Raw genomic sequence first — 26,899 nt, 5'->3', positions numbered from 1 at the left:
CGGCTCGAGCGGGCTACTCCTTTGCACGTCGGGGCGGACTGGTCCAGCGGGCTGCCTGGTGATGGGAATTCTCAACGTCACGCCGGACTCGTTCTCGGACGGTGGGGCTCATCCGACGGCTGCACATGCGATCGAGCACGGTCTGCGTCTCGTCGCCGACGGCGCCCACATCATCGACGTCGGGGGCGAATCGACCCGGCCCGGTGCCACGCGGGTCTCAGCCCGGGAAGAGACGGCACGGGTGCGCACCGTCGTTCGTGAGCTGACGGCAGCCGGTGCCGTGGTGAGCATCGATACGACCAAGGCGTCGGTGGCGCGGATCGCGCTCGACGCCGGTGCCACGATCGTCAACGACGTCAGTGGCGGCCTCGCCGACCCGGAACTGGTGCGCTGCGTCGCGGAGGCCGACGTCCCTTACGTCGCAACGCACTGGCGTGGACCGAGCAAGTCGATGGGCAGGCACGCGGTCTACGAGGATGTCGTGACCGACGTAGTCGGCGAACTGGCCAGGCGAAGGGACGCACTTCTCGGCGCCGGCGTGGCAGCCGACCGGCTGGTTCTCGATCCAGGGCTGGGCTTCGCCAAGGACGCGCCGCACGACTGGCAGCTGCTCGGGCACCTCGGCGCGCTGCGGGCGCTCGGGCACCCGGTGCTGGTGGGTGCCTCGCGGAAGAGGTTCCTCGGCGCTGCTCTGGCGGCTGGGGGCCGGCCCGTCCCGCCCCCCGTGGAGCGGGACATCGCGACCGCGGCCGTCTCCTTCCTCGCGGCGACGGCGGGTGTTCACTGCGTGCGAGTGCACGACGTGCGCGCGACCCTTGACGCCTTGCACGTCGCCGAGGCGGTACTCGCACACACCCGTCCGCCGGTTGCCAGCTCGCACGTGCGCGACGCCGGGCCATCGCGGCCTGGTCTGGCCGGGCGAAGTGCACCGGTCTCGTCCGGGAGCCGGTGACCCGTAGGGCTCCCGAAATACCCTGCACGCCGAGAAGACGAGGAGATAAATGTCCACACAGGATGGCATGGCTCGGTTGCTGCCGGGCAAGCCGGTCGCCCAGCGAGTGCTTGCCGACGTCACTGCGCGCGCGACCGACCTGCGGTCGTCAGGAGTCGTGCCCAGCCTCGCGACGATCCTCGTCGGTGACGACGACGCGTCGGCGGGATACATCAGGATCAAACAGAAGCAGGCCGCCGCACTCGGTCTCGCGTCGCCGCATACGCATCTGGCCGCGAACACCTCGCAGGACGAACTCGTCGCCACCATCCGCGAGTACAACGAGGATCCATCCGTCCACGGGATGCTGATCCAGTATCCCGTGCCCGCTCACCTCGACTACGACGCCGCACTGTCGGAGATGGACCCGGCCAAGGACGTCGACGGCATGCACCCCACGAACATGGGCCGCCTCGCCGTCGGCCTGCCCGGCCCGCTGCCGTGCACCCCCGCCGGCATCGAGGAGCTCTTGGCCTACCACCGAATCCCTGTCGCCGGCCGGGAGGTGGTGATCCTGGGCCGCGGCGCGACTCTCGGCCGCCCGCTCGCCCTGTTGCTCGCACAGAAGCGGCCGACGGCGAACGCGGCCGTCGCGGTGGTCCACACCGGAGTGCCCGACTGGGACCGCTACACCCGCCGAGCGGACATCCTCATCGCGGCGGCCGGGGTACCGGGAATCGTGCAGCCGGAGCACGTCAAACCCGGCGCGGTCGTCGTCGGTGGTGGAGTGCGCTACGACGGCAAACGGCTGCTCCCGGACGTCGACGAGAGCTGTGCGAGGGTCGCTGGTGCGATCACCCCGCGCGTCGGCGGAGTCGGCCCGACCACCGTCGCGATGCTCTTTCGCAACCTCATCGAGGTGGCCGAAAAGGCGGCCGTGACCGCCGGCACGGCGGCTAGAACCGCTTAAATGGACGGCGCCCCCCGTATTCGGCTGGGCACCGTCTTCACCGGCCGGGTCTCGCGCGGCAGGCCGACGATGTGGACGATCTCATCGGCGACCGCCCGTACCGCCGTGCCCGCCACGATCGTCGTGCCCGGCGCTTCGTGTGGAGACGGCGCCTGCGCCAGGGGCAGGAAATCGGAAGGGATGGATCAGCGTGCGGCTTCTCGTTCGGCGTATGCCTGAATCACAGTGCTGAGGGCTGTTTCGGCTCGGCCCATCTCCTGGTGACGCCCGTGCCGGGATGGTCTGAGGTAGACGAGCATCCCGCCCTCGTCAGAGAGCCGCGCGAGAGCCGTGTCGAGATGTGCCCGACAGTGGCAAGCGCCGGCGGCGATGGTCCCCTGCAGGCACTCGACGTGGACATGGGCGGGCCCAGGCCGATGGCCGAAAACGACGAAGTGCTGTAGTCCTGTGTCGTCGGCGTATACACCGGTTCGCTGCACGCCGGACCGGCTCGGCCACTCGATCCACTCGACTCGCCTGATCCTGCTTTCGAGGCACCTTCCGGCGAGTTGGTCCTGGGTAACCACAACCAGGCCGTACTCCTCAGCGAGCGCGCGAGCCTCACACATCGTCGCAAGTGGGCCGACGTCGGTGACCATCGTCGCGAGCAGACCCACCTCGGGTAGCCCTGCCTGCGCACAGAGGTCCAGTGCGGCTTCGGGAAGGCCATAGTGCGCGCGTCCCGCTGTGCGCGACACACGAATGGGTATCACGTGACCCGGGCGGGTGAGATCGGCGGGCCGGGAAGCGGGGTTTGCGAGTACGCGGGCGCAGTGGGCCCGGTCTGCCGCGCTGATCCCGGTGGTCACCCCGTCGGCAGCATCGACCGAGACCGCGTAGACGGTGCCGGTATCCGCCGCAGCGGGCCGGAGGGGGGATAAGTCGAGTTTGTCGGCCAGATCATCGTGCAGGGCAACGCACAGCAGGCCTGAGCTGTGCCTGACGGTCCATGCGGTCCAGGTCGTCGAAGCAAGCGACGCCGCCAGGACGATTGCGCTGCGGTCCTCGCCGGCAATGACCACGGGCTCTCCCTTGCCGAGCGCGCTGATCGCTTGCCCGACGCGGATCGGATTGTCGTAAGGGTCGTTCACAATCCGGCCTCCGATCGGGGTTCCGGTCCGGTGTGACCGGTTGCGAGAGGCACGGGGGCCTTCACGATCTGCATGATCGTGTCCTCGATCATGGCGAAGACGATCGGCATCGTTGCTCCTCGTGTGATGAAGGGCCTGTTGGTGACGGCGCCACGTGACCTTTGTGGACCGAATCAGGGGCTCCACGGTGGCACGGTGGCTCTGTGACGATGGCCGCCGTCACTACACTGTGGACTTAAAATCCATGTTGTCAACCCTGTGGTCCGCAGGAGTCCACTTCGGACTACCGCACTTGTGCGTCGGCCAGGCGGGGTGAACGGGAAGTTCCTGCATCACAACGTCTCCGACCCCTGACATCGAGACGTGTCGCGGGACGACCCACCACTGGCGCGGCCAATTTTCCTTGCCGTTGCCGATGCCGCGAACCGTGGAAGCTCTTGACTGCCGGAGTGCGCCGTGGCAATGTTCTGTCTCGATAGACGGTCTGTGGGTCCTGCAGAGTAGGACAAGGAAGGTGGCCCGTGACTGGCGAACCCGTGCGTGATCTTGTGATCGTCGGATCCGGCCCTGCCGGGTACACCGCTGCGATCTATGCCGCCCGCGCTCAGCTCAGCCCGATCGTGGTCGAGGGCTACGAGCACGGCGGCGCCTTGATGACCACGACCGATGTTGAGAACTTCCCCGGGTTCACCGAGGGGGTTCAGGGTCCTGACCTCATGGGGCGGATGCGCGAGCAGGCTCGTCGTTTCGGTGCGGACCTCGTCGGCGAACGAGTCGAAAAGGTGTTCCTGGACGGGGAGACGAAGGTCGTGACGACAGACCGCGCCGAGTACCGCGCACGAGCGGTCATCCTCGCGATGGGCGCGAGTGCGCGGATGCTCGGGGTCCCGGGTGAGCAGTCCCTCGTCGGCCGGGGAGTCAGTACGTGCGCCACGTGCGACGGCTACTTCTTCCGTGATCGCGACGTCGCCGTTGTCGGCGGCGGAGATTCGGCCATGGAAGAGGCGATTTTCCTGACTCGGTTCGCCCGCTCGGTGACGATCGTCCACCGGCGCACGGAGTTCCGGGCGTCGAAGGCCATGCTTCGGCGAGCCGAGGCGACTCCGGGGATCACCTGGCTCACCGGCACCGAGGTCGAGGAGATCGCCGGAGGGGAGGGCGTCGAAACCGTAGCGGTACGCGACGCGGCGACCGGGCAGCGCTCGACGCTGACCGTGGACGGGGTGTTCGTGGCGATCGGGCACGACCCGCGAAGCTCTCTCGTGCGCGATGCGGTGGAGCTCGACGAGGCCGGCTACGTCAAGGTTTCCGCACCCGGAACCGCGACGAACGTGCCCGGTGTTTTCGCGGTGGGAGACCTCGTCGACAGTACCTACCGGCAGGCCATCACCGCAGCCGGATCCGGGTGCGCCGGTGCCATGGACGCGGAGCGCTGGCTGAGCGAGTGGGCCGCCTGATCGCGGACGCAGCAAAGGAGAATCGGATGGACATCACTATCGAAAAGCTCGACACCGCGGGGTTCGACGCGGCAGTTGCGGGTTCTCAACCGGCTCTGGTGGTTTTCACGGCACCCTGGTGCACCGTCTGCCGGGGGATCGATCCCGACGTGCGGCAGCTCGCGGAGGCAAACCCGTGGGGGATGGTGGTGCGCCGCGTGGTGATCGACGACGACCCGGCGCTGGCCCAGCGGTTCGACATCCGCTCGATCCCGTCGGCGCTGCTGTTCACCGAAGGCGAGCTGGCCGCGAAGATCCAGCCGCGCAAGCCGGGGGAACTGCAGGCGGCGCTGGAGGAGGCCCTGGCCGGCGGACAGACGACCTGATCCAGGTCGGCTGGGTCCGTTCCGATGACACGATGAGGAGAGTGCGATGGCGTTCAGCTACGTGGAAATGATGCAGGGCTTCGGGCTCGACGAGTATGCGAAGCTTCCATCCTTCGAGCCGGTCGCGCCGGCGTCCTTCGGCAAGGCGCTGTCGGACGCGCGAGTGGGGCTCTTCGCGACAGTCGGCGCGCACCTGCCGACTCAGCGGCCGTTCAACCAGATCAACGACCTGTCCTTCCGGCTGGTCCCCCTCGACGTGCCCACTGCGGAGCTCGAGTTCGACCACCCGTCGCCCATCCGTGGTTTCGCGACCGAGGATCTGAACGTCGTCTTTCCCCGGGACCGGCTCGCCGAACTGCAGCAGGAGGGACTGTTCGCCGAGCTCGCGCCGGCTGCGGTCTCGATGCTCGGGTCCATCACGCTCTACAGCGAGCTCGTCGAGAAGACCGTGCCCGCCATCGCCGACGTGTATGAGGAACAGGGTGTGGATCTGGTCCTCCTGGTCCCGTTCTGTCCGGCGTGCCACCGCGCCACACACCTCGTGGCGCGAGCCCTCGAAGCTCGTGGTCTGCCGTGTGTGACCATGACCGCGCTGCGCGAGATGGCGGAGGCGTTCAAGCCCGCGCGGCCGGCGTTCGCCGACTTTCCGCTCGGCGCCACGGTCGGCCGTCCGCACGATGGCGAAATGCAGCGTGCCGTGCTTCGATCGACCCTGAAGACGGTCGAGTCTCCGGCAATACCCTGGGCCATCAACGACCTGCCCCAAACGTGGTCGGCCGATCGCGCGTGGGAGGACGACGTCCGGGAGTTGTACGCGAAGCAGGGCAAAGACGTCCACCGCGCCCGAGTCGCCACGCACATCGAGGACGGGCAGGGCCTGGCCGGGCGGGAGTCGGAGCTCGACATCGCTTGTGGCTGCTGACGCGGCCAGGATCCACCCACGAACACCCAGCCTCAACGGAGAGGAGACGGTCGGTTGACCGGGAACAGGGCAGTAACGTATGTGGAGCCGGGGAAAGTCGAGGTGCGCTCCGTCGACTACCCGGGTCTCGTCCTGAAGGACGGCCCAGGGGTCCATCCCGCGAACGTCGGGCGTGAATGTCAGCACGGCGTGATCCTCAAGGTCGTCACGACCAACATCTGCGGGTCCGACCAGCACATGGTGCGAGGGAGGACCACGGCGCCGGCGGGTCTCGTCCTCGGGCATGAGATCACCGGTGAGGTCGTCGAAGTCGGCCGGGATGTCGAATTCGTCGCCGTCGGAGACGTCTGCTCCGTCCCCTTCAACATCTCGTGCGGCCGCTGCCGGATGTGCAAGGAAGGCCACACGGGCGTCTGCCTCAACGTCAACCCCGACAGGCCTGGTTCGGCCTACGGCTACGTCGACATGGGCGGCTGGGTCGGCGGACAGGCCGAGTACGTCATGGTGCCCTACGCCGACTGGAACCTCCTGCGTTTTCCTGATCGTGACCAGGCGCTCGAGAAGATCCTCGATCTCACCATGCTCTCGGACATCTTCCCGACCGGCTACCACGGCGCGGTCAGTGCGGGCGTGCGGCCCGGTTCGACCGTGTACGTGGCGGGAGCGGGTCCGGTGGGGCTCGCTGCGGCTCATTCCGCGCAGTTCCTCGGAGCCTCCGTGGTGGTCGTCGGAGACCTCAACAAGGCCCGGCTCGACCAGGCGCGCAGTTTCGGGTGCGAGGTCGTCGACCTAACGGCCGATGCGACGCTTCCCGAACAGCTCGATCAGATCATCGGCGAGTCGGAAGTGGACGCCGCGATCGACGCGGTCGGATTCGAGGCCCGTGGGCACGGACCCGATGCGGAAGAGGCGCCGGCGACGGTCCTCAACTCGATCATGGAGGTGACCCGTGCTGCCGGGAGCCTGGGGATCCCCGGGCTCTACGTGACCGGCGATCCGGGTGCCGCCGACGCGTCGGCCAGGCAGGGCTCCCTGTCGCTGCGCATCGGGCTCGGGTGGGCCAAGTCGCTGTCGTTCACCACCGGGCAGTGCCCAGTGATGCGGTACCACCGCGGTCTCATGAACGCGATCCTCCACGACAAGGTCTCCATCGCCCGTGCCGTCAACGCGACGGCGATCTCCCTCGACGAGGCACCGCGCGGGTACGCGGAATTCGACAGCGGAGTCGCGCAGAAGTTCGTCATCGACCCGCACGGCACGGTGGGCACCACTGTCGCTTCCCGCGGATGACCCGCCGGGCACCGAAGGAGAATGCTGTGTCCGTATCTGCCCGGAGGGCCGCCGGAAACGCCCGCGACGCGGGCAACGACCTACTGCGCCGGCAGCTCGTGCAGGCCAATCACATCCTGGCCCAACACGGGATCGTCGATGGGTGGGGGCATGTCAGCGTGCGCTCGGACGAGCGCGACGACCGGTTCCTCGTCGCCCGTTCGGTGGCACCCGCCACCGTCCGGCCGGCGGACGTCCTCGAGCTCGACGTCGCGACGGGGGAGACCGTCGGCGAAGGCCGCAGCTACCTGGAACGCCACATCCACGCCGGCATCTACCGTGCGCGCCCCGATGTCCGAGCGGTCGTGCACAACCATGCGCCGGCGCTCATCCCCTTCGGAGTCACCGGAACCCCGCTGCGGCCCGTTTCCCACGTTGCCGCGTTCCTCGGCGAGCACGTTCCCACCTTCGAAATCCGCGACACCGCGGGGCCGGCGAGCTCGATGCTCGTGGACAGCCCGGAACTGGGCGACGCGCTGGCCGCGTCCCTCGCGGATGCGACGGTCGTTCTCATGCGCGGGCACGGTGCCTCGGTCGCGGCGACTTCCCTTCCCCACGTCGTCTACCGCTCGGTGTACGCGGTCCAGAACGCTCACCTCCAGGCGGAGGCCATGCGGCTCGGGTCCGTGACCTACCTCAGCTCCGAAGAGGCGAAGCTTGCCGCGGAGACGGTCGACAGCGGGGTCGACCGCGTCTGGAATCTCTGGGCCGGCTCGGTCAGCAAGGCAAACCCCGGATGGGGTGCCGGCTAGCCCCTGGCTCCGGCAATGACGCAGTTCCCCACCGTTCTAGTCAGAGGCACCTCTGCACGTCCAAAGGAGGACGCAGTGGCCTTTCACCTGGTCGCCATAGCGCTGTTGGTCCTGGTGTTCCTGGTCGGCACGACGACCAAGGTCAACATCGGTGTGCTCGCACTAGTCGCGGCCCTTCTCCTCGGCACCCTGATGCACGGCGAGAGTCCGGCCGACGTTCTGGCGGGATTCCCCGGCGATCTGTTCCTGCTGGTTTTCGGTGTCACGTACCTGTTCGGCATCGCGACCGTGAACGGCACGATGGAACTGCTCGTCCAGTGGCTGGTGCGGGTCGTCGGTGGTCGCCGAAGGGCGGTGCCGCCGGCGCTGTTCGTCGTCACATTCGCCGCGGTGTCTCTGGGCGCGATTCTGCCTGCGCTCTCAGCCGTCATCGGTGGTCTCTCGCTCGGGCTGGCCCACCGGCTCGGCATCAAGCCGATTCTTAACGCCCTCATGGTGCTCTTCGGCGGCATCGCGGGAAGCTTTTCACCCATCACCCTCTTGGGCACCATCGTGAACTCGACCCTGGCGCGCAACGGGATCGCGATCTCAGCCGTCGGTCTCTACCTCACAACGGCCGCGTTCTCGTGCGTGCTGGCCGTGGTCGCCTACCTCGCTTACGACGGGCCGTGGGCAAGGCGCCGTCTGGTGGTTGCGGCGGGAGGCGGTCCGGGCGCTGCCGCTCAGGCGGCGCCGGTGAGCGGCGAGGTGCCCTTGGACGAGAAGCCGACGGCACTCACCCTGACTCCGGCGAGGCGGACCACCTTGCTCGGCATCGCCGCCCTCGTCGTCGGGCTCCTCGGCTTCGGACTCGACGTCGGGATGCTCGCGATCGTCATCGCCACGGTGCTGCAGCTCGCGCATCAGTCCGCCAACAAGGACGCGTTCGGGCAGATCAGCTGGTCGGTGCTCGTGATGATCTGCGGCGTGGTGACCTACATCGACCTGCTCAGCAAGGCCGGGACCATCAAGGCCACCGGGGAGTTCCTGGGCTCGCTCGGGTCGCCGGTGCTCGCCGCGTTCCTGCTGTGCCTGATCAGCGCCGCGTTCTCGGCAGTCGGTTCCAGCGCGGCCATCATCACCGCGGCGATCTCGCTGATCCTCCCGCTCCTCGCCGGCGGAGCCGTGGGCTCGCTCGGGTTCGCGGCGGCGATCGCGATCTCCGCGACCACAGTCGACATCTGCCCGGTGTCGTCGTCGAGCGCACTGGTCGTCGCCAGCGCACCGGCGGAACTCCGGGAGTCGGTCTACAAAGGACTGATGCGGTGGTCGCTCGCGTTGGTCGTGGTCGCTCCCGTGGTGTCGACGGCTGTCCTGGTACTGCCCGGCTGGCTGTGAGCGCAGTTCCTTCACGTTCCTGAGAGGAAATCGGATCATGTACATCGTTACGGCGAACACCCCGCTGTATCCGGGTGAGATGGCCGGCCGGCCGGTTCGGCCCGGTTCGGAGAGGAGCACGAAATGACTGCACAGATGAGCCGGGCCGACCAGCTTCGCGAAGCACGGCACCCGGTGTACAACGACCGCAAGCTGCACCTGGGGACCTTCTCGTCGAACCTGTCGGGCGGGTGTGCCATCACCACTGTCGACGGTGTTCTCGAAGCGACCTGGGACCAGACGCTGTCCCTGGCCAAGATGGGCGACCAGATGGAGTTCGAAGCCCTGGTGCCGGTCGGGCGCTGGCGCGGTTTCGGCGGCGAGACGAACTTCAACGGGGCGGGATTCGAGTGTTTCACCTGGGCCGCGGGGTTGAGCAGCGTCACGGAAGACGCCGGCCTGTTCGTGACCTCGCACGTCCCGACGATCCACCCGGTGATGGCGGCGAAACAGGCGACGACGATCGACCACATCTCGGGTGGGCGCCTCGCCTTGAACATCGTCACCGGCTGGCACGCGCCGGAGATCGAGATGTTCGGCGCCAAGCAGTTGCCGCACGACGAGCGCTACTATGTCGCCCAGGAGTGGGTTGACGTCATCCGTCTGCTGTGGACCTCCGAGGAACCCGTCGACTTCGACGGCAAGTACTTCCACATCACCGACGCCGTCCTCGCGCCTCGTCCGGTTCAGTCGCCGCACCCGGTGCTCATGAACGCCGGGGGATCCGGAGCCGGACGGCACTTCGGCGCCCGCAACTGCGATGTGGTGTTCGTGGTGACGGACATCGCGCAGCAGAGTCCCGAAGGCATGAAGGCCAAGGTTGATGAGTTCAAGAGGCTGGCCCGCGAGGAGTACGGCCGCGAGATCCAGGTATGGACCAACGCATACGTCGTCCAGGAGGACACCGAGGCGCAGGCCAAGCAGTTCCTCGACTACTACGTGAACCAGAAGGGTGACTGGGCCGCTGCGGAAAACCTCACCTCGAGCATGGGGATGAACTCCCAGTCGATCTCCCCGGAGACACTGCAGGCGATGAAGTACCACTTCATCGCGGGCTGGGCCGGATACCCGATCGTCGGCACCAAGGAACAGGTTGCCGACACGCTGATCGCGCTGGCCGGCACCGGCCTCGACGGCGTCCTGCTGTCGTGGCCCCGCTACGTGCAGGACATGGCCCGGTTCCAGGCGGAAACCTATCCGCTGCTCGAGCAGGCAGGAGTTCGCTGATGGTCATCGGAACGACCGAGTCGAACCGCACCCGGGTACACGAACTTCTCTCCGCCGACTGGCGCCTCCTCGTCGGTGGTCGCCTCGTCGAGGCGCCCGGACACCGGACCTTCGAGGTGACGAGCCCTATCGACGGGAAGATGATCGCGACAGTTCCCGACGCGGACGCCGAACTGGTCGATGACGCTGTCGCCCACGCCGAATCGGCGTTTCCCGCGTGGCGCGACCTCGATGTCCTCGAGCGGGCAGCACGCGTCCGCGAACTCGCGGACGTCGTGGAAGCGAACATCGACGACCTCGCGCTGCTCGACGCCGTCGACGGTGGCGCGCCGATGGCCGTGATGGCAGGCGACGTCCACATGGCCGCGGGCCTATGCCGCTACTTCGCCGGCCTGGCCCTGGAAATGAAGGGCTTCTCGCTCCCGACGGGGGACCTGCACTTCACCGTCCGCCAGCCTTACGGCGTGGTCGCGAAGATCGTCCCCTTCAACCACCCGATCCTGTTCGCGATCAGCAAGCTCGCAGCGCCGCTCGTCGCCGGCAACTGCGTGATCCTCAAGCCGGCGGAAGCGACGCCGCTCTCGGCGTTGCATCTCGCGCGGCTGATCCAGCACGTGTTTCCGCCAGGCGTCGTGCAGATTGTGGTGGGCGACGGGCCGGCCGTTCCCCGATCATTGGTGCGGCACCCCGGAGTCGCCCGGATCGGGTTCACGGGCAGTGAGACGACGGGCCGCAGCATCATGCGGGACGCGGCTCAGACCGGCGTGAAGGAGGTCAGCCTCGAACTGGGCGGGAAGAACGCCCTGATCGCGTATCCCGACGCGGATCCCGTCGAGGTGGCCCACGGTGCCGTCCAGGGGATGAACTTCACCTGGTCCGGGCAGTCCTGCGGGTCCACCTCGCGGCTGCTCGTGCATGAGTCGATCGCCGACGCAGTCGTCGCCGGTATGGTCGAGCGTCTGAAGGACCACGTGATCGGCTCCCCGCTGGATCCCGTTAGCGACCAGGGCCCACTCGTCAGCCGTGAGCAGCACGAGAAGGTCTTGCGGTACATCACCGGTGCGATCGAGAAGGGCGCCGTTGTCGTCACGGGAGGCGGTCGTCCTGCCGGTCTTGACATCGGCAATTACCTCGAGCCGACCATTCTCGACCACGTCGATGCCACCTGGCAGGTCGCGACGGAGGAGATCTTCGGCCCAGTCCTCTCCGTCATCCGCTGGAGCGACGAAGAGGACCCGGTCGCGATCGCCAACTCCGTCCGGTACGGCCTCACCGGCAGCGTGTACACGAACGACGTCCGGCGTGCATTGCGAGTCGCCCAGCGTCTGGACGCCGGATACGTCTGGATCAACGAGACGGGCAAGCACTTCCTCGGAATGCCGTTCGGTGGGTTCAAGGCGTCCGGTCTCGGAAGGGAGGAGTCGATCGACGAACTGTTGAGCTACACAGAGGTCAAGTCGATCAACGTGAAGCTGTGATCTCCGGGTCTGACTCGGCCCGCGTGATCCGACGCGCGGGCCGGGCCGGAGTCTCGGAGGACGGCACATCACGCACGACAAGGCCGGCGTGCAGATCAGGAATCGGACGAAGTGGCGGGGGTTCATGGTACGGGCAGAGCGGTCTATGACTGAAGCGGGTAACCGCTCCACGACTTACCGCGACAAGAACAGCACCGCGGACCGGGCGCTCGATATCCTCGGCATGTTCGCCACGGAGAGGTTGAGGATCCGTAGTGCTGACGTCGCCGGCGAACTCGGCGTCGCGAGGTCGACCGCCTACCGCTACTTGTCGACCCTCCATCGCGCCGGCTACCTCGAGGACGATCCTCAGGGCGGCTTTCGTCTAGGTCAGAAAGTGTTCGAGCTTGCCCGGCTGGCTCGTTCGTCCTACGGTCTGTCGGCGGTCGCGTTGCCGATCATGGAGCGGATCGCCGCCGAGATCGGGGAAACGGTGCTCCTCACGCGGAGGTCAGGTGCGCAGGTGGTCTGTCTCGAGAAGGCGGAACCGCCGGAAAATCGCGTCCGGCTGTCCTACCAGCGGGGAACCGTTCTGCCCCTGAATGCGGGGGCTTCGGCGTGGGTACTCATCGCGTGGGAACCGCCGGACGAGTGCGAGCGCCTGCTCGCTGAGCACCCCTTCACCGAGCTCACGTCGGCCTCTGTGGTCTCCCCGAGCGACGTGGCCGCCCGGCTTGGCGACATCAGGAACGCCGGTTTCGCGGTCACCCGAGGTGAACTCGACCCCGACGCGATCGGCATCGCCGCGCCGATCCGAGATGACCAGGGCAAGGTCGTCGCCGGGCTGAGCGTCGTCTCCATCAACCGCCGGGTGCCGGCGGACCGCGAAACCGAGCTCGTCGAGGCGGTCCTCAAGTCGGCGGGCGAGCTGTCGACCCGGATCGCGCTCGTCGCCAACTGACAGTTTCCCGGGCTGTTCAAGCGGGGAAGCACGATTAACGCCGCGAGACTGGCCCGGCGCCCGGAACCAGCCCACGCATGGCGGCCTTCCGCCATCCTCTTCGCCTGGGAGCTCACATGACTACCACCGTTGTCGTCGGAAACCCGAAGCCGGCCTCGCGCACACTCGTCGCCGCCCGGCAGCTCGCCGAGGCGCTCACCGGGCGCCCGGTCGACCACGTGCTCGACCTGGCACTCGTGCCGGTGGACGAGGAGTCGGCCGAGGCCGCTGTCCGGACCGTTGCGCGGTCATCGGTCGTCGTGGTCGCGAGCCCCACGGTCGGCGGGACCTACACGGGATTGTTGAAACTCTTCCTGGACCGGTTCGCCGACGGACCGGGACTACAGGGAGTGGTGGTGGTTCCGCTCATGGTCGGTGCCGGGTTGGCGCATGCGATGGCTCCCGAACTCCTGCTCAAGCCCGTGCTGGCGGAACTGGGCGCCACATGCGAGTTCCCGGGTCTCTACCTCCCCGAGAATACCGTCGACGACTCCGTGGCGCTCAAGTCATACGCGCGACGATGGGCTCCGGTAACCGCCAGGCTCGCCGCTGCCCGGGCTAGCGGCGAAGTGGCGCCGACCGGGCCGATCGCGCCCCCGTTCACGCCCGCCGAAACCGCGGACGGCCGCGCATTGCGGGACGCGTTCGGCTGCTTCCCGAGTGGCGTCGCGGCAGTGTGCGCCCTGGTCGACGGCAAGCCGACCGGCATGGCGGTCAGTTCCTTCACCTCGGTATCCCTCGACCCGCCTCTGGTCTCCGTGTGCGTCGACAACGGATCGAGCACCTGGCCTCGGCTGCGCGACGCCGGACGGGTGGGCGTGAGCGTGCTCGGTGAGGCGCACGAGTCGGCGTGCCGGTCGTTGTCGGCGAAAACCGGGGATCGCTTCGCCGGGCTTTCTCTCCACACTACTGATGCGGGTGCCGTTTTGATCACGGGAGCGACCGCGTGGCTGGACTGCACGATCGAGGACGAGATTCCCGCCGGTGACCACCACATTGTTCTTCTGCGGATCATCGGTCTCCGCACCGGTCCGGAGACCCGGCCGTTGGTGTTCCACCGGTCGCGCTTTCCACGTCTGGTCGAGGTGCCCGCTGCAGAGCCTGCCTCGCGTTGATTCTGATGTGCTCCGTTCCGTAGTCGCAGTTGAGCTCGACTTGGTCCTAATCGGTGACGATCTCAACGGGCGGCCACGGTGTTGGCCGGAACCGCGGATCGCTCGGACACCCATGGCTCAACGCCGTAGTCAGAGGCTCACCGAACACCGTGATGCTTCACCTCACGTGACAGACATCGAAGCCATCCCTGTCACCCAAGCAGAGCCACCACGGCTCACAGCTGGTCCCCGGACCCGCTGAGCTGGCGAAGGACAACGATCACCAGGGATCGACGTCCATCGGACTGCCCGGCCGGCTCGGGGAGAGCTGCGGCGGGTCGAAGTCGCCGCGATCGAGCTTCGCCCAGTCCTCGGGTGTCGGGTCCTTGTACATTCACGGCCGCCAGATCGAAGCTTTCTACTGGCTTTCGTTCACCTTCCCGTTCGACTTCACCGGCCAGCCCGCGGCGACCATCCCAGCCGGCTTCACTGGCGAAGGACCGGAGGGCAACGCTTGGTGCGCCAGTGCCACGCGCCGCCAGCCCGCCCTCTTCCGCGATGCGCTTCGCCTCGGCGGAGACGATGCCCTGCTGCAGCCACAGCGCCTTCGCGCCGATGGCGACGGCGTCGGCCGCGATGCCCGGGGCCTCGGCGGCCGGGCGGAAGACGTCGACGAGGTCCACCGGCTCCGGGATGTCCTTGAGGAAGCGGTAGACCTTCTCGCCGAGCAGTTCCGTGGCCGACGGGTGCACGGGGATGATGCGGAAACCGTGGGCCTGCAGCGTGGCGGGAACCCCGTGCGCGGCCTTCGCCGAGTCGCGGCTCAGGCCCACGACAGCGATCGTCGTGGCGTTCGCGAGGATTTGTTCGGGTTGCAAGCCCGGTAAACGTCGCCAGGCGAACGGTGGATTCCGCGTCAGCCGATCTTCGAGCCGTACATCTCACCGAGGTTGTCGGCGATGAGCTCGATGCGCGCGCCGGCGGCGTGCTGCTCGGCAGCCGCCCGACAGACCTGCTCGACGTGGACCTTCGGCTCGCGGGCTGCACTCTGCATGTCAACGGCACGCTCGCCGCGACCGGCGCGGGCGGCGCGGTGCTGGGTTCGCCGGTGAACGCGCTCGTGTGGCTGGCCAACACTGTCGGCCCGCTCGGCGTGACGCTCAAGCCGGGGCACGTGGTGCTTCCGGGGTCGATGACCCGCGCGTCTCCGGTGGGGCCGGGGGACACGGTCGTCGCGAACGTGGCCGGACTGGGCAGTGTGACCGCGGTGTTCGCGGCGGAGGAGGACGCGTGCTGACCGACGCGATGCTCACGGCTCCGGTCGTCGCTGGGATGCGGGCCCAACCGGTGCTTGTCTTCCGGCTGCGGCACGGCGCCGTGGGTCCCGGCGCTACCGCGTTCGAAGCCGTCTCCCGGGTCTACGGCGGCGTCGCGCGCTCGGCGACGGTGTCGTCACGGCTGTGCGTCTCGGCCCGGTCGGGGTGCCGCCGGAGGGGCTCGACCTCACTCTGGAAGCCGTGCTGCTCGAAGTCGACGGCCAGATCGTCGACACGGCCACGGGCGCCGCCGTGGGCCATCAGGCGCTCGCCGGCCTCGGCGACGTCGAGGGAGGCCTGCTCGTGGTGACCGACGGCCTCACCGAACCCGTCGGCGTGCGTACCGGCTCCCGCGTGGCGGCGGACTTCGCTCACCTCGACGTGGTCATGCTATAGGCGCTGCGCTCACCGCGGACAACGCGCGTGCGGGCGTTTCTCGTGCCCGATCGACACTTACGGGCATTTTCGCATTACGGGGGTGCTCGCCGTCACTCACAAGCGTCAGTTCTTCCTTGTTTCGCACGAAAGAACACTCCTTCGGGGCGTGAACAGGAACTCGGATCCATAGCGACGGAATACGTCGAGCGGGTGATCCGGGCGGCGGTCCTTGACAGATTCCGTTGCGAAGCTTGGAATCGGGTGAGCACGAGGTCTGAGCCTCGACGAGTCGCGACCCGCCTTCCGGGGCTCGCGAACCACCACTTCCACCCTTCAGGGGGCTCGATGTCACGCGCCGAAGAATATCCCGAGGTCGCACCCCGAAGAGCCGTTGCTCCTACGAAGTGTCCATATAGGACGGATGAAGTGCGGATTCCCGTGGAGGTGCACGAGGCCGTCGAAGCTCCCGGAGCGTGGCCGGTCCTCGGTCACATCGTCCCGGTGCTGCGCAAACCTCTGGAGTTCCTTCCCGCGCTGGCTCGCTACGGCGACGTCGTCAAGGTGCGATTCGGCAACTTCCCCGTCTACGTCATCGCCGACCCCGACGCCACTCGCGACGTGCTGGTACCGGGCGACCTCGAGTACAAGCGAGGCCTCTGTTTCGAACGGTTGAAACCCGGCCTGGGCGAAGGGATCGCGACCGCGTCAGGCGACGAGCACCGGCGGCTGCGCAAGCTGCTCCAGCCGGTCTTCAGCCGCGAGCGCCTCGTGGAGTACTCGTCGATCATGCGCACCGCGGCCGAAGAAGCGGCGGATTCCTGGCAGGACGGCGCAACGCTGGCGGCCGACGAGGTCATGAACGACCTGGCCCTGACCGCGTTGACCCGCAGCCTGTTCAAGTTCACCGCCAACGCCGAGACGGCCGACGCGATCAAACACGGCATGCGGCTGCTGACCCACAGCCTGCTCAAACGCATCGTCCTGCCACCGGCGTGGGAAAAGGTTCCCACTCCCGGCAACATCCGCTTCACCCGTGCCATGAACCGGATGAATCGCTCGATCGACGAGGTCGTCTCCGCCTATCGCGCGGCGAGGCAGGACCGCGGCGACGTGCTATCCGCGTTGCTCGCGGTGCGCGACGAAGACGGCAATGGCTTGTCCGACGAGGAGCTCCACGCGCAGGTGATGACGTTGGCACTCACCGGCGTCGAGGCACCCGGGGCGACGCTGGGCTGGGTGCTGTACGAGATCGGCCGCAACCCCGAGGTGGCCGCGCGCGTGCACGCCGAGCTCGATGAGGTCCTCGCCGGCCGCGCGCCGGAGTATGACGACCTGCCCGCGCTGGAGTACCTCGGCCGCGTGATCGACGAGGTACTCAGGCTGCACACGCCGCTTTTGTTCTCGCGGCGCACGTTGACCGAGGTTCGCGCCGGCCGGTCCACCATCCCGGCCGACGCGGAGCTCATCTACAGCCCGTACCTGCTGCACCACGACGCCCGCTGGTTCCCGGACCCGCTGCGCTTCGACCCCGACCGCTGGCTTCCGGAGAACGCGCAGCGGATTCCGAAGGGCGCCTACATCCCGTTCGCCGCGGGCTCGTACCAGTGCATCGGCAAGGTGTTCGCGACGATGGAGCTCACGATGATCGCCTCGGTGATCTGCTCGCGCTGGAACCTGAGTCTGGCGCAGGGCACGGAAGTCCGCGAGGTGGCCAGCGCGCTGATCCGCCCGGACAAGCTGCCGATGATCTTCAGCCGGCGCACGCTCCCGGCTTCGGTGTGAATGCCATGGGAACCTACGAAATGCCGGATCTGCGGCTGCCGTTCGAAACTGCCAGTCATCCCGACGCATCGCACGTTCAGGAGCTCACCGAGGCCTGGTGCCGCAAGTTCGGCCTGCTGCGTTCGCCGGAGGTGGCGGCGAAGTTCCGGGCCCTTGGTTACGGCCGCATCATGGCCACGCTCACCCCCTGGGCCTCGCTCGAGGGTCTCGCGCTGATCACCGACTGGAACAGCTTCTTTTTCGTCACCGACGACCAGCAGAACATCGGTGTGACGACCGGCCGCGCCGAGCGTTACGAGGGTCTCGTGGCGAGCATGCGGCGCATCATCGGCGGTGACGAGCGGGCGACGGTGCACGAGGACCATCCGCTTGTCGCGGCGCTGCGGGATCTGCTCGAGCGCACGGTTGCCGGTCGACCGGGTTACTGGACAACGCGGTTGCGTCATAACCTGGACCGGTGGCTCACGGGGCACCTGGCCGAGAACGCCTATCGGCTGTCGGGGACCGTGCCGACCGTCGAGGACTACATCTCGGTGCGCCGCGACGCGTCCACAGTACTGCCCACTGTAGACCTCGTGGAGCTGGTCGAAGGCGCGACGGTGCCGGACGTGCTGTACCGGACGCCGCACTACCAGACCCTGGTGCTGGGCACGGCCGACATCATGTGCTGGATCAACGACATCCACTCGCTGCACATGGAGCAGGGCGATCCGATCAACCTCGTCACGGTGCTGGACCACCACGAGCATCTGGGCGTGCAGGGCGCGATCGACGCCGTGGCCGCGCGGATAGCGTCCCGTGTGGACGATCACCTCACGGCGGCCCGGGAGCTGCCGGAAGTCATGGCGGCGCTGGAAATCGAGGCGCCGGAGCTTGTGCTGCGGTGCGTGCGTGACCAGCAGTCGTGGGCGGCCGGCATGGAGGCCTGGGACCGTACCGGCACCATCCGATTCTCGCCCTCCGAGGCTTCTCCCGATGGCGCGAAGGCGTCCTATGTGGAGGACCTGCTCGACTGGCCAACCACGGCCTGACTTCGACTCGACATTCCTCTTTGGAGCGTTCCATGACCATGCTCCTGGCTCGCCAGGCTCCCACCGCGCCGGGTGGTCTCCCGTTGCTCGGGCACACGCTTTCACTACTGCGCCGCGACCGCGTCGGTTATCTCACGTCGTTGCAGCCCGCCGGTGACATCGTGCGGATCCGGATCGGCACGAGGCCGTTCCTCGTGCTGAACTCGCCGGAGCTCGTGCGTGCCGTGATGGTGGAGGAGGCGAAGAGCTTCGACCGCGGGCGCATCTTCCAGAAGGCGCGCCCGTATGTCGGCGACGGATTGTTCACCGCCGAAGGCACCGAGCATCTTCGACAGCGCCGGATGGTGCAGCCGGCGTTCCATCGGGAACAGATCCAGCGCAGCATCCGCATCATGAGCGACGTCGTCCGTGAGCAGGCGGCGACGTGGCGGCCCGGCGAGACCGTCGCGATGGACCGCGAGATGCACGTGATGGCGAGCGAGATCATCGGCCAGACCATGTTTCTCGCCCCGGAGGCGCGGGAGGTGGTGCAGCTGGCCCGGGACCAGCTGCCGGCCCTGCTGCAGGGGCTGGGCCAGCGCACGCTGTTGCCCGACTTCTTCGCGCGCGTGCCAACCCCGGTCGGCCGACGCTTCGACGCCGCCTGCGCCGACCTGCGTGACGCCGCCGCGCGCCTCGTCGCCGTCTACCGCAGGGACCACGGCGACCTCGGCGACTTCGTGTCCCTGCTCCTGGGCGCGCACGACGCCCGGACCGGCACGACGCTGACCGACACGCAGATCCGCGACCAGATCATGACGCTGCTGATCGCCGGCATCGAGACGCCGGCGACGCTGATGACGTGGGCGATGTACGAGATCGCGCGCGACCCCTCGCTCAGGCAACGGCTCGAAGTGGAGGTCGACGAGGTTGTCGACGGGCGCGACATCGAGGCGGCGAATCTGCCCGCGTTGACACTCACCGAGGCTGTTGTGCAGGAAAACCTGCGGCTGCACCACCCACTGTGGATTCTCATGCGCCGCGCGGTCAAACCCGTCACTCTCGGCGGCGTGACCATCGAGCCGGGCAGTGAGGTGCTCTACAGTCCCGCGGCTTTGCAGCGCGACCCGGAGATCTTCGCCGATCCGTTGCGGTTCAACCCCGACCGTTGGCTTGGTGACGCGTCGACCGAACGGATGCGGCGGGCGTTCATGCCGTTCGGGCTCGGCAACCGGCAATGCATCGGCGACGCGTTTTCCGGGGTCCAGATGAAGATCACCATCGCCGGCATCGTCGCGGGCCGCCGGCTGGACCTGCTCGCCGGTTTCCGCCCGAAGACCGTGATCTCCAGCATCGTGCACCTCGACCGGCTGCCGATGACCGTCCACACGCGGGGGAAACACTGATGCTCGAGGGCAAGTCTGTGATCGTGACCGGTGCCGGCTCCGGCATCGGCCGCAGTACCGCTCTGGTGCTGGCCGGGTACGGCGCGCGGTTGCTGCTCGCCGACATCGACCACGGCACGTGCCGGGAGACGGCCGACTTGGTCGTGGCACAGGGCGGCACGGCTACCGCGGTGAAGGCCGATGTGGCCCTTGAGGACGATGTCGAAGCGATGGTGGCGGCCGCGGTAGCGGCTTACGGCCGGCTCGATGGGGCGTTCAACAACGCCGGTGTCGACGGTGCTTTCGAGTCCGTCGCCGAGTCCACTCGGGACAACTGGCACCGGGTGATGTCGGTGAACCTCGAAGGCGTGTGGCTCTGCATGCGGGCCGAGATCCGCCGGATGCTGGGCGCCGGCGGAGGGTCCATTGTGAACACGTCGTCGACTGGCGGTTTGGTCGGGATGGGCATCGGCCTGTCCGCTTACGTGGCGGCCAAGCACGGCGTCGTCGGCCTGACGCGCGCCGCCGCTCTCGAATACGCGACACAGGGGATCCGCGTCAATGCCGTCTGCCCGGGCACCGTGCGCACCGGCATGTACGAGCAGGTGGTGGCCACCGGGGTAGTCACGGAGGAGCAGATCGCGGCGATGCAGCCGATCAACCGGGCCGCACAGCCGGAGGAGATCGCCGAGGCGGTGGCGTGGATGCTGTCGGACCGCGCGTCTTTCGTGACCGGGCAGGCGTGGGCTGTCGACGGTGGGCTGGTGGCGCAGTGAGCTAGGGCGTGTCTGATGATGCCTTGGTCCAGCGGATCACGGCATGGAGAACGATCGCGGATCGGTAAACGATGGCGAGCTTGCCGTAGCGAGTGGCCAGGTCACGCCATTGATTGAGCAGCTTGAAGCGGCGTTCGATCACGTTGCGGCCCCGGTAATCGAGCGAGTCGAACGCGGGCGGGCGACCACCACGGGGACCCGACGTTCGTAGAGGCGGGTCATGCGGTTCGTGCGGGGATGCGGTGTTCGACGTGCATGGAGTTGTGCACGTTCGAGGCGAGTTCCCGGAGGCGTTTGTACTCGGGTCCAGCCACCTTGAACAGACCGAGGAGATACGACGTCATGTCCGGTGACGGCCTGCGTGATCCGGCTTCCCAGTGGCTGATGTTGGCCGGTGGGACGTCTACCCGGTCCGCCTGTTCACGGAGGCCGAACTTCGCTCGCATTCGGGCCCGGTGAAGTTCGGCGCCGAGCGCGAAGGCGGCGGGTGGGGTCGCGCGGGAACGGATCTTCACTGGGAGTCTTCCTGAGATAGATCGGCGAGGGCGTGGTGAATCGGCGGACGAGCTCTGCGGCGCGTCAGCGTCGCCTGCGGGGCGCACGGCGCGATCCGTGACGGTCGGCGGTCCCGGATCGTCGCGGCGTGGCCGGTCGAGCCTCGGCCACTTCGGGAACAGGAGGCCGCGTGCCGTCACCGTTGAGATCCGATCGAGGTTCGTCGGTGTCGTCCGGTGCCGGCAGCTGGATCGGGTGTTCGTTGACCACGCCGGTTTCGAGGTCGCCGGCGTAGCTTTGCAGGATCTCGGCCGTATCGGCCAGTTGCTCGGATACTCGACGAATAGTGTCCACTGTGGAGTTTCCGTTGATCAAAGCGTCGGTGAGCTGAAGCGCTTGCAGGCAGGTCCGGTTGAGCGCCGCTGCTGCGTGTTCGGTGCTGAGGTCCATGGGGTCGTCCCGGCGTGCTGGTCGTGGTTGGGGTGGTGATGTGCGGTCGAGGTTTCGCAGTCCCTTGAGGACGCGGTCGAGGAAGTCGAGATATGGGTCTTCGACGAGGTCGAGGTCGGCGGCTGTCGGCCAAACAGGGGTTGCGCCCGGGTGAGGTGACGTGCCCCGCGACTCTCGTGGGTGGCGTGCCATCCTCACCCAACTCTCCGTGTTACCCCGCGGCGGTGACAGTGCGCCGTGCGGGCTGGAAGATCGGTTACGTTCCAGGAGTCGGCGCCGGCAAATCGCCGACCGGCCGGCTCGAGTGTGGCGTCGGCTGAAGTCCCCTCCTGCGTCCTGGTTTCTGCCCAGTCGCCGGTGGCGTATGGAGGGGACTGCCCACCGGGGCGTCATTTCGGGACCTGCGGCAAGCGGTCGAACGCACTGGTGTAGCTGCGCCCGACGACCTCGGCCATCGAGATCTCCAGCGCCCGGCACGTGATGGCCAAGGCGACGACCGGGACGGCCCGGAGGCCGTGTTCCCAGTTCGCGACCCGTTCGGGCGAGTACTCCACACCGCAGCGTTCGATCAGCTGCTGCCGGGTCCACCCGCGCTCGGAGCGGGCGAGGTGAAGTTCCGCCCCGATTCCGGCCAGAAACGTCTTCGATGCTTCGGTGAAGCTGTGACCACGGGGATCCGTCCCGGCCGCGGGCCGGGCCGGGCGCGCCGGTGCCTCACCTGCGAGCGCGCCGAGACCGTGCTCGATGAATCGCCGGACCCACCGGCGGACGGTGGAGGTGGAGACTCCGGCACGCGCGGCGCCTTCGGTGAACGGCTGGCCCGAAAACCAACTCTGCACCGCGGCGACGCGGACCCGAACGACCGGATCGGCATGCCGCGATTCCCGTGCCAGGGCTTCGCGCTGTCCGGAGCTGAGGGAGGGGCGTGGCTTCACCGTGCTGCCACCGGCGACAAGGGTTGCCACCCCATCAGCTGAGCGAGGACTCGCTCGACATCGAACAAGTCTGCCCTCAGCTGCGTGTAGGCGGCGAACTGCGTCTCGGCCGGGACGGTGGCCCAGGCCGAACGCCACACCGCGATCCGGTCCAACGCCTCGGTCAACAGCTCAGTGGCCGGGTCCTCGACGGCCAGCCTTCGCGCCGCGGTGATCAGCACGCGATGGTTGAGGCGAAACTCGCGCAGACTGGCGCCACGGTCGAGGTGTGGTGGTTGCAGCATCGGAAGGTCGACGAGTGCGTGGCGGGCGCGGTCGACAACGGCTCGGCGGCACAAACGCTGCGCCCACCTCATCCGCGGTGGCTCTTGGCGACATAGCAGCCGTTGGGGCGAAAGGTGCGATCGATGCCCCGGTGGAAGCCGACTGCGCAAGCCACTCCGAGAAGAGGACGCTGGTGCCGCTCGCCGCATTCGGTGTCTTGAGCCTCGCCACGGTCGTGTTCGTGCACGAACTGGCCGAGTTTTCGTCATCGGCAACGGCGTCCGAGCCGGGCGGCTGCGGCCCCTGCGGGGCATCACGGCACCCGAACCGGTTTCGGCGCAGCAGATTCCGGCCGGGGGGAAGTCCGAGGAGGACGGATGCTCGTGCTGTGCTCCGCAGCAGGTCTTCCCCGCGCTTCAGCCCGAGATGCCCGCCCTCAGCCCGAATCGGCGCGACTTGCCGCCCAGCTGAACCCCGCCCCTTGGATGGCTGTGCTGTTTTGCGGTTGACCTTCGAGTCGGCTGGAAGGTTTACGGTCGTGAGGTGACGACGTTGCGGATCTCCCAGCTGGCAGAGCGAGTCGGCGTGAAGCCGACGACGTTGCGGTTCTACGAACAGGCTGGGCTGCTTCCCGCACGCCGGTCGGAGTCGGGTATCGGCTTTACGACGAGGAGTCGGTGGAGCGCCTGGAGTTCATCGCCACCGGCAAGCACCTCGGGCTGCCGCTGGAGGAGATCCGTGACCTGCTGGGTGTGTGGGAGGACGGGTTGTGCACCGACGTGCGCACGGCTGCGGCCGATGCTCCTTGCTCGCCTCGGCGAGGCCCAGCAGCGCGCCGCCGAGCTGGAGGCGTTCACCGATCGCCTGCGCGAGGCACTGAACGAGATCGACGGTCCGCCGCGCCCGGGCCGGTGCGACCCGGGCTGCGGATTCCTGCACCAGAAGCCGCCGGTAGCGGAGCCGGCGCCGGTGCCCGTTGAGTTCAACGTGCGTCGGCCGGCGGAAGAGCCGGAGTCCGCGCCGATCGCATGCCTGCTGACGGGCGGAGAACAAGCTGAGCGCATCGGGCAGTGGCGTGAGCTGCTCACCAGAGCAGAGCGCGAGCCGACCGATGAGGGGCTGCTGTTCCGGCTCCCGGCCGAGCTGGCCGGGCGCGTGGCCGAACTCGCAGCCGCCGAGCAGCAATCCTGCGCCTTCTTCGGATTCACCCTGCGCCTCCGCCGCGAGGTGCTCGAGTTCGACGTACACGCGCCAGCCGAAGCAGCGCCGCTGCTGGCCGACGTCTTCGGTGACTGACCCCACGCCTCAGTCTTGTGCGCACAGCGCGCGCTACTGCCCGCGCTTCGAGAGGATTGTTCGTGCTCGTGTTGCGTTCGATCGGGCTGTTCGTGCTCGCCGCCATCTTGGAGATCGGTGGTGCCTGGCTCGTGTGGCAAGGCGTCCGCGACCACCGCGGCTGGTTGTGGATCGGGAGCGGGATCATCGCCCTCGGCCTTTACGGGTTCGTCGCAACCCTGCAGCCCGACGCCCAGTTCGGCCGCATTCTGGCCGCGTACGGCGGCGTGTTCGTCGCCGGCTCCCTGCTGTGGGGTGTCATCGCCGACGGCTACCGCCCCGACCGCTTCGACGTGATCGGAGCATTCATCTGCCTCACCGGCGTCGGGGTCATCATGTACGCCCCGCGCGGCTGACCAGCTGGTCGGACCGCCGATCGTGGCGTGTGGCGCGCACTTTGGCCCTACACTGCGGTCTCGACGTCACTGGGGAGTGCTCCAGCGGTCGGCGTTGTGGCGTTGTAGTCCATGTAGACCGGCCCACCCCGCAAGCACTCCGGCCGTGTCGGCCGCGGGAATTGCGTGTTCGGTCATGCGAGGTCTCCGGTGTCGACGGGCATTTCGGCCAGGCGCCACTCCAGCATGCCGTCGTCCAGCCGGACCGCGCGGCGGCCGCGGTCGGTCAGCAGCCGCACCGCGTCGTAGGCCAGTACGCAGTACTCGCCTCGGCAGTACACGACGATGTCCGCGCCGTCGGGTAGTTCGTTGATCCGGTCCGCCAGCTCCTCTACCGGGACGCTCAGCGCGCCCGGGATGTGACCCGCCCGGTACTCGTGCACCGGCCGGACGTCCAGCAACACCACTTCCCCCGCTGCCGCGCGCACCTGCAACTGCTCGCGGGTGATTTCCTCGTCGGGCGCGGCACCGAGGTAGGCCTCACGCGCATGCGGCACCGCCGGCTGATGGGCCTGGGCGACGGTGCGCAGCAACGCGAACAGCTGCGCGACGTCCTCGCCGGCGAGGCGATAGTGCACCCGTACCCCGTCCCGGCGGGTCGCGACGAAGCCTGCCTGTTTGAGGGTCTGCAGATGTGCGGACGCGGTCGTCAGGTTCAGCCCCGACGCGGTGGCGAGCGCGTCCACGGTGCGCTCGCCCTGTGCCAGCAGGTCGAGCAGTTCCAGGCGCTTGCCGTTGGCGAGCGCCTTCCCGCTGACCGCGAACGCCTCGTACAACCGCGCCTTGGCCGCCGTCTTCACCGAACCACTGTCCGGATCGGTCGCGGTGTTGTCCGCCATCTTCCCATCCTCCATAAATCTATGGATTAATGTATATCAGACGCTGGACACGTCACGCGGCACGCACAGGGACGGTCGCGCGCCGCTCCGGCAAGGTTGGAGAACGTTGTGAGCTTCACCGACGATCACCTGTTCCCGCTGGTCGACGAAGGACTCGGCAACAGCGCCTACCTGGTGGATCTGGGCGACGGCAGCGCGCTGGCCGTCGACGCGTCCCGGGATCTGCGCACCCTCCACACGGCCGCGCGACGGCGTGGTCTGCGGGTCGCCTTCGCCGCGGACACGCACCTGCACGCCGATTTCCTCTCCGGCGCCGTGCAGCTCGGCCACGACACGGGAGCGACGGTGCTCGCCTCCGCGGCGGGACGTCGCCTGTTCGACCACACCCCGCTGGCTGATGGTGACGAGGTCGATCTCGGCGGCCTGACACTGAGGGCCCTCGCGACCCCCGGCCACACCGACGAGCACCTGTCGTTCCTGCTGCTCGACGGCGCGTGCGAACTCGGCGTGTTCACCGGCGGCTCGCTGATCGTCAACTCCGCGGCTCGCACGGACTTGCTCGGCCCAGCACGGACCGAGCAGTTGGCCCGCGCCCAGTACCGGTCGCTGCAACGCCTGATCACCCTGCCCGACGCCGTCGCCGTGTGGCCCACCCACGGCGCGGGGTCGTTCTGCTCCACCCCACCCGGCAGCGAACGCACGTCGACCATCGGGGAGCAGAAGCGCGCCAACCCGTTGCTGGCGGCACCCCACGAGGACGCGTTCGTCCATGTTCTGCTCGCCGGGCTGGGAACGTATCCGGCGTACTTCACCCGCCTCGCCGAAGCGAACCGGCGCGGCCCGGCCATCCTGGCCGGCACTCCGCCGATCGCTGCGCTCAGCGCCGCCACGGTGCGGGCGCTCCTCTCGGACGGGGCAACCGTCATCGATGCCCGCCCCGCGGACGACTACGCCACCGCCCACATCCCCCGCGCGGTGTCCATCCCGTTGCGCGAGCAATTCGCGACATGGCTGGGCTGGCTGATGCCCCACACCACCCCACTGGTATTCGTCCTCAATCCCGACCAGGACCCCGCCGACATCGCCTGGCAGTCCGCCAAAATCGGCTACGAACGACTGGCCGGACAGCTGGCCGGCGGCATCACTGCCTGGACGGACGCGGGCGGTCCGGTTCGCAGCACTGCCTTTGCCACCGCCACCCACGCGCCGACACGATCCTATGTAGACATCCGCCAAGCGCAGGAGTATCGCGCCGGTCACGTTCCGAGCGCGATCCACCTCGAACTCGGCGACCTGACCACACACGCCGCCGACGTCCCGCCCGGCGCTGTTGTGGCGTGCGGGCACGGTGAACGCGCCATGACCGCCGCCAGCCTCCTCGAGCGCGCCGGCCGCACCGATCTCACGGTGCTCGACGGGGGTCCCGGCGACTACGTCCGTGCCCACGACCTGAACCTCACCGGCGGGACCCAGCCGTCGTGACCGCAGG

General features: G+C 68.0%; 27 protein-coding genes and 3 pseudogenes. 22 read left to right on the top strand and 8 right to left on the bottom strand.

The features are described 5' to 3' along the window. The first annotated feature begins 61 nt into the window (after positions 1–61). Together folP and AB0H62_RS47600 are read left to right on the top strand one after the other, a co-directional pair. Complete coding sequence (gene folP, locus AB0H62_RS47605; RefSeq protein WP_220241449.1) at positions 62–952, top strand: dihydropteroate synthase; 891 nt, start codon at positions 62–64, stop codon at positions 950–952. Between the two features lie 49 nt (positions 953–1,001). Next, positions 1,002–1,901, top strand: a complete 900-nt coding sequence (locus AB0H62_RS47600) for a tetrahydrofolate dehydrogenase/cyclohydrolase catalytic domain-containing protein (protein ID WP_255638092.1) — start codon at positions 1,002–1,004, stop codon at positions 1,899–1,901. A gap of 185 nt (positions 1,902–2,086) precedes the next feature. Here the strand turns inward: AB0H62_RS47600 and AB0H62_RS47595 are convergent, their stop codons facing one another. Further along, positions 2,087–3,031, bottom strand: a complete 945-nt coding sequence (locus AB0H62_RS47595) for a 3,4-dihydroxy-2-butanone-4-phosphate synthase (protein ID WP_220241448.1) — start codon at positions 3,029–3,031, stop codon at positions 2,087–2,089. A gap of 521 nt (positions 3,032–3,552) precedes the next feature. Here AB0H62_RS47595 and trxB point away from each other — a divergent pair. The 10 genes from trxB to AB0H62_RS47545 all read left to right on the top strand — a co-directional run bounded on the left by trxB (position 3,553) and on the right by AB0H62_RS47545 (position 14,071). Continuing rightward, complete coding sequence (trxB, locus tag AB0H62_RS47590) at positions 3,553–4,488, top strand: thioredoxin-disulfide reductase (RefSeq protein ID WP_220241447.1); 936 nt, start codon at positions 3,553–3,555, stop codon at positions 4,486–4,488. A 26-nt stretch (positions 4,489–4,514) separates the two neighbouring features. Beyond that, complete coding sequence (locus tag AB0H62_RS47585) at positions 4,515–4,853, top strand: thioredoxin family protein (protein WP_220241446.1); 339 nt, start codon at positions 4,515–4,517, stop codon at positions 4,851–4,853. A 46-nt stretch (positions 4,854–4,899) separates the two neighbouring features. Further along, complete coding sequence (locus AB0H62_RS47580) at positions 4,900–5,775, top strand: glycine/sarcosine/betaine reductase selenoprotein B family protein (RefSeq protein ID WP_220241445.1); 876 nt, start codon at positions 4,900–4,902, stop codon at positions 5,773–5,775. A 54-nt stretch (positions 5,776–5,829) separates the two neighbouring features. After that, positions 5,830–7,065: a formaldehyde dehydrogenase, glutathione-independent gene (gene fdhA, locus AB0H62_RS47575; RefSeq protein ID WP_220241444.1), complete on the top strand. Its 1,236-nt coding sequence runs from the start codon at positions 5,830–5,832 to the stop codon at positions 7,063–7,065. Between the two features lie 26 nt (positions 7,066–7,091). Then, positions 7,092–7,856, top strand: coding sequence for a class II aldolase/adducin family protein (locus tag AB0H62_RS47570; RefSeq protein ID WP_220241443.1), 765 nt, complete (start codon positions 7,092–7,094; stop codon positions 7,854–7,856). Between the two features lie 75 nt (positions 7,857–7,931). After that, positions 7,932–9,233, top strand: a complete 1,302-nt coding sequence (locus tag AB0H62_RS47565) for an SLC13 family permease (protein WP_220241442.1) — start codon at positions 7,932–7,934, stop codon at positions 9,231–9,233. A gap of 123 nt (positions 9,234–9,356) precedes the next feature. After that, the gene (locus AB0H62_RS47560) at positions 9,357–10,499 is read left to right on the top strand and encodes an LLM class flavin-dependent oxidoreductase (protein WP_220241441.1); all 1,143 of its coding nucleotides are present in this window, start codon (positions 9,357–9,359) and stop codon (positions 10,497–10,499) included. Then, entirely contained in the window at positions 10,499–11,977 is a 1,479-nt protein-coding gene (locus AB0H62_RS47555) for an aldehyde dehydrogenase family protein (RefSeq protein ID WP_220241440.1), read from the top strand. The genes AB0H62_RS47560 and AB0H62_RS47555 overlap by 1 nt, the downstream gene beginning before the upstream one ends. Positions 11,978–12,122: 145 nt before the next feature. Then, entirely contained in the window at positions 12,123–12,917 is a 795-nt protein-coding gene (locus AB0H62_RS47550) for an IclR family transcriptional regulator (protein ID WP_220241439.1), read from the top strand. A gap of 77 nt (positions 12,918–12,994) precedes the next feature. Beyond that, a complete protein-coding gene (locus AB0H62_RS47545) occupies positions 12,995–14,071 on the top strand; it encodes a flavin reductase (protein ID WP_360592646.1) in 1,077 nt (358 codons plus the stop codon). Positions 14,072–14,589: 518 nt separating this feature from the next. On the opposite strand, the pseudogene AB0H62_RS47540 reads toward AB0H62_RS47545, so the two are convergent. After that, positions 14,590–14,928 (bottom strand): annotated as a pseudogene (locus tag AB0H62_RS47540) (CoA-binding protein); the annotation flags it as partial. 89 nt (positions 14,929–15,017) lie between these two features. Here AB0H62_RS47540 and AB0H62_RS47535 point away from each other — a divergent pair. The 6 genes and pseudogenes from AB0H62_RS47535 to AB0H62_RS47510 all read left to right on the top strand — a co-directional run. Continuing rightward, positions 15,018–15,347 (top strand): annotated as a pseudogene (locus AB0H62_RS47535) (fumarylacetoacetate hydrolase family protein); the annotation flags it as partial. Positions 15,348–15,510: 163 nt separating this feature from the next. Then, positions 15,511–15,762: a hypothetical protein gene (locus tag AB0H62_RS47530; RefSeq protein WP_220241438.1), complete on the top strand. Its 252-nt coding sequence runs from the start codon at positions 15,511–15,513 to the stop codon at positions 15,760–15,762. 408 nt (positions 15,763–16,170) lie between these two features. Beyond that, a complete protein-coding gene (locus tag AB0H62_RS47525) occupies positions 16,171–17,526 on the top strand; it encodes a cytochrome P450 (protein ID WP_220241437.1) in 1,356 nt (451 codons plus the stop codon). A 5-nt stretch (positions 17,527–17,531) separates the two neighbouring features. Beyond that, entirely contained in the window at positions 17,532–18,557 is a 1,026-nt protein-coding gene (locus AB0H62_RS47520; RefSeq protein WP_220241436.1) for a hypothetical protein, read from the top strand. A 32-nt stretch (positions 18,558–18,589) separates the two neighbouring features. Beyond that, positions 18,590–19,942 (top strand): cytochrome P450, encoded by a 1,353-nt coding sequence (locus tag AB0H62_RS47515; protein ID WP_220241435.1) that lies wholly within the window; start codon positions 18,590–18,592, stop codon positions 19,940–19,942. Beyond that, positions 19,942–20,697, top strand: a complete 756-nt coding sequence (locus tag AB0H62_RS47510) for a glucose 1-dehydrogenase (RefSeq protein WP_220241434.1) — start codon at positions 19,942–19,944, stop codon at positions 20,695–20,697. The genes AB0H62_RS47515 and AB0H62_RS47510 overlap by 1 nt, the downstream gene beginning before the upstream one ends. A 1-nt stretch (position 20,698) precedes the next feature. Here the strand turns inward: AB0H62_RS47510 and AB0H62_RS47505 are convergent, their stop codons facing one another. The 5 genes from AB0H62_RS47505 to AB0H62_RS47485 form a co-directional block, all read right to left on the bottom strand. Then, positions 20,699–21,007, bottom strand: a complete 309-nt coding sequence (locus tag AB0H62_RS47505; RefSeq protein ID WP_360592651.1) for a transposase — start codon at positions 21,005–21,007, stop codon at positions 20,699–20,701. Next, complete coding sequence (locus AB0H62_RS47500) at positions 20,916–21,212, bottom strand: helix-turn-helix transcriptional regulator (RefSeq protein ID WP_220241432.1); 297 nt, start codon at positions 21,210–21,212, stop codon at positions 20,916–20,918. Before AB0H62_RS47500 ends, AB0H62_RS47505 begins: the two co-directional genes overlap by 92 nt. A gap of 64 nt (positions 21,213–21,276) precedes the next feature. Continuing rightward, positions 21,277–21,642, bottom strand: coding sequence for a hypothetical protein (locus tag AB0H62_RS47495; RefSeq protein WP_220241431.1), 366 nt, complete (start codon positions 21,640–21,642; stop codon positions 21,277–21,279). Positions 21,643–22,031: 389 nt separating this feature from the next. Next, on the bottom strand, positions 22,032–22,481 hold the full coding sequence (locus tag AB0H62_RS47490) for a helix-turn-helix domain-containing protein (protein ID WP_220241430.1): 450 nt from the start codon (positions 22,479–22,481) through the stop codon (positions 22,032–22,034). A gap of 92 nt (positions 22,482–22,573) precedes the next feature. After that, positions 22,574–22,861 carry a hypothetical protein gene (locus tag AB0H62_RS47485; RefSeq protein WP_220241429.1) on the bottom strand — a complete coding sequence of 96 codons (288 nt, stop codon included), beginning with the start codon at positions 22,859–22,861 and terminating at the stop codon, positions 22,574–22,576. A 523-nt stretch (positions 22,862–23,384) separates the two neighbouring features. Between AB0H62_RS47485 and AB0H62_RS47480 the strand changes: the two are divergent. The 3 genes and pseudogenes from AB0H62_RS47480 to AB0H62_RS47470 form a co-directional block, all read left to right on the top strand. After that, positions 23,385–23,581 (top strand): annotated as a pseudogene (locus AB0H62_RS47480) (MerR family transcriptional regulator); the annotation flags it as partial. 58 nt (positions 23,582–23,639) lie between these two features. Further along, positions 23,640–24,137, top strand: coding sequence for a hypothetical protein (locus tag AB0H62_RS47475; protein WP_255638884.1), 498 nt, complete (start codon positions 23,640–23,642; stop codon positions 24,135–24,137). 62 nt (positions 24,138–24,199) lie between these two features. Continuing rightward, entirely contained in the window at positions 24,200–24,532 is a 333-nt protein-coding gene (locus AB0H62_RS47470; protein WP_220241428.1) for a YnfA family protein, read from the top strand. 173 nt (positions 24,533–24,705) lie between these two features. Here AB0H62_RS47470 and AB0H62_RS47465 read toward each other — a convergent pair whose 3' ends face one another. Next, a complete protein-coding gene (locus tag AB0H62_RS47465; RefSeq protein ID WP_220241427.1) occupies positions 24,706–25,410 on the bottom strand; it encodes a metalloregulator ArsR/SmtB family transcription factor in 705 nt (234 codons plus the stop codon). 108 nt (positions 25,411–25,518) lie between these two features. On the opposite strand from AB0H62_RS47465, the gene AB0H62_RS47460 reads away from it, so the two are divergent. Next, entirely contained in the window at positions 25,519–26,892 is a 1,374-nt protein-coding gene (locus tag AB0H62_RS47460; protein WP_220241426.1) for an MBL fold metallo-hydrolase, read from the top strand. Positions 26,893–26,899: the final 7 nt, after the last annotated feature.

Origin of the sequence: Amycolatopsis sp. NPDC050768 (assembly GCF_040654155.1) — a bacterium.
Classification (GTDB): domain Bacteria; phylum Actinomycetota; class Actinomycetes; order Mycobacteriales; family Pseudonocardiaceae; genus Amycolatopsis.
This window is presented reverse-complemented; position numbering and strand designations above follow the sequence as displayed.

Excerpts from the sequence above, each read along its gene's own strand:
- AB0H62_RS47520 (WP_220241436.1), top strand. The coding sequence starts at position 17,532 with ATGGGAACCTACGAAATGCCGGATCTGCGGCTGCCGTTCGAAACTGCC.
- AB0H62_RS47585 (WP_220241446.1), top strand. The coding sequence starts at position 4,515 with ATGGACATCACTATCGAAAAGCTCGACACCGCGGGGTTCGACGCGGCA.
- AB0H62_RS47600 (WP_255638092.1), top strand. The coding sequence starts at position 1,002 with ATGTCCACACAGGATGGCATGGCTCGGTTGCTGCCGGGCAAGCCGGTC.
- AB0H62_RS47545 (WP_360592646.1), top strand. The coding sequence starts at position 12,995 with ATGGCGGCCTTCCGCCATCCTCTTCGCCTGGGAGCTCACATGACTACC.
- AB0H62_RS47580 (WP_220241445.1), top strand. The coding sequence starts at position 4,900 with ATGGCGTTCAGCTACGTGGAAATGATGCAGGGCTTCGGGCTCGACGAG.
- AB0H62_RS47495 (WP_220241431.1), bottom strand. The coding sequence starts at position 21,642 with ATGGACCTCAGCACCGAACACGCAGCAGCGGCGCTCAACCGGACCTGC.
- AB0H62_RS47555 (WP_220241440.1), top strand. The coding sequence starts at position 10,499 with ATGGTCATCGGAACGACCGAGTCGAACCGCACCCGGGTACACGAACTT.
- AB0H62_RS47475 (WP_255638884.1), top strand. The coding sequence starts at position 23,640 with ATGCTCCTTGCTCGCCTCGGCGAGGCCCAGCAGCGCGCCGCCGAGCTG.
- AB0H62_RS47485 (WP_220241429.1), bottom strand. The coding sequence starts at position 22,861 with ATGCTGCAACCACCACACCTCGACCGTGGCGCCAGTCTGCGCGAGTTT.
- folP (WP_220241449.1), top strand. The coding sequence starts at position 62 with ATGGGAATTCTCAACGTCACGCCGGACTCGTTCTCGGACGGTGGGGCT.
- AB0H62_RS47515 (WP_220241435.1), top strand. The coding sequence starts at position 18,590 with ATGACCATGCTCCTGGCTCGCCAGGCTCCCACCGCGCCGGGTGGTCTC.
- AB0H62_RS47465 (WP_220241427.1), bottom strand. The coding sequence starts at position 25,410 with ATGGCGGACAACACCGCGACCGATCCGGACAGTGGTTCGGTGAAGACG.
- AB0H62_RS47560 (WP_220241441.1), top strand. The coding sequence starts at position 9,357 with ATGACTGCACAGATGAGCCGGGCCGACCAGCTTCGCGAAGCACGGCAC.
- AB0H62_RS47550 (WP_220241439.1), top strand. The coding sequence starts at position 12,123 with ATGACTGAAGCGGGTAACCGCTCCACGACTTACCGCGACAAGAACAGC.
- AB0H62_RS47510 (WP_220241434.1), top strand. The coding sequence starts at position 19,942 with ATGCTCGAGGGCAAGTCTGTGATCGTGACCGGTGCCGGCTCCGGCATC.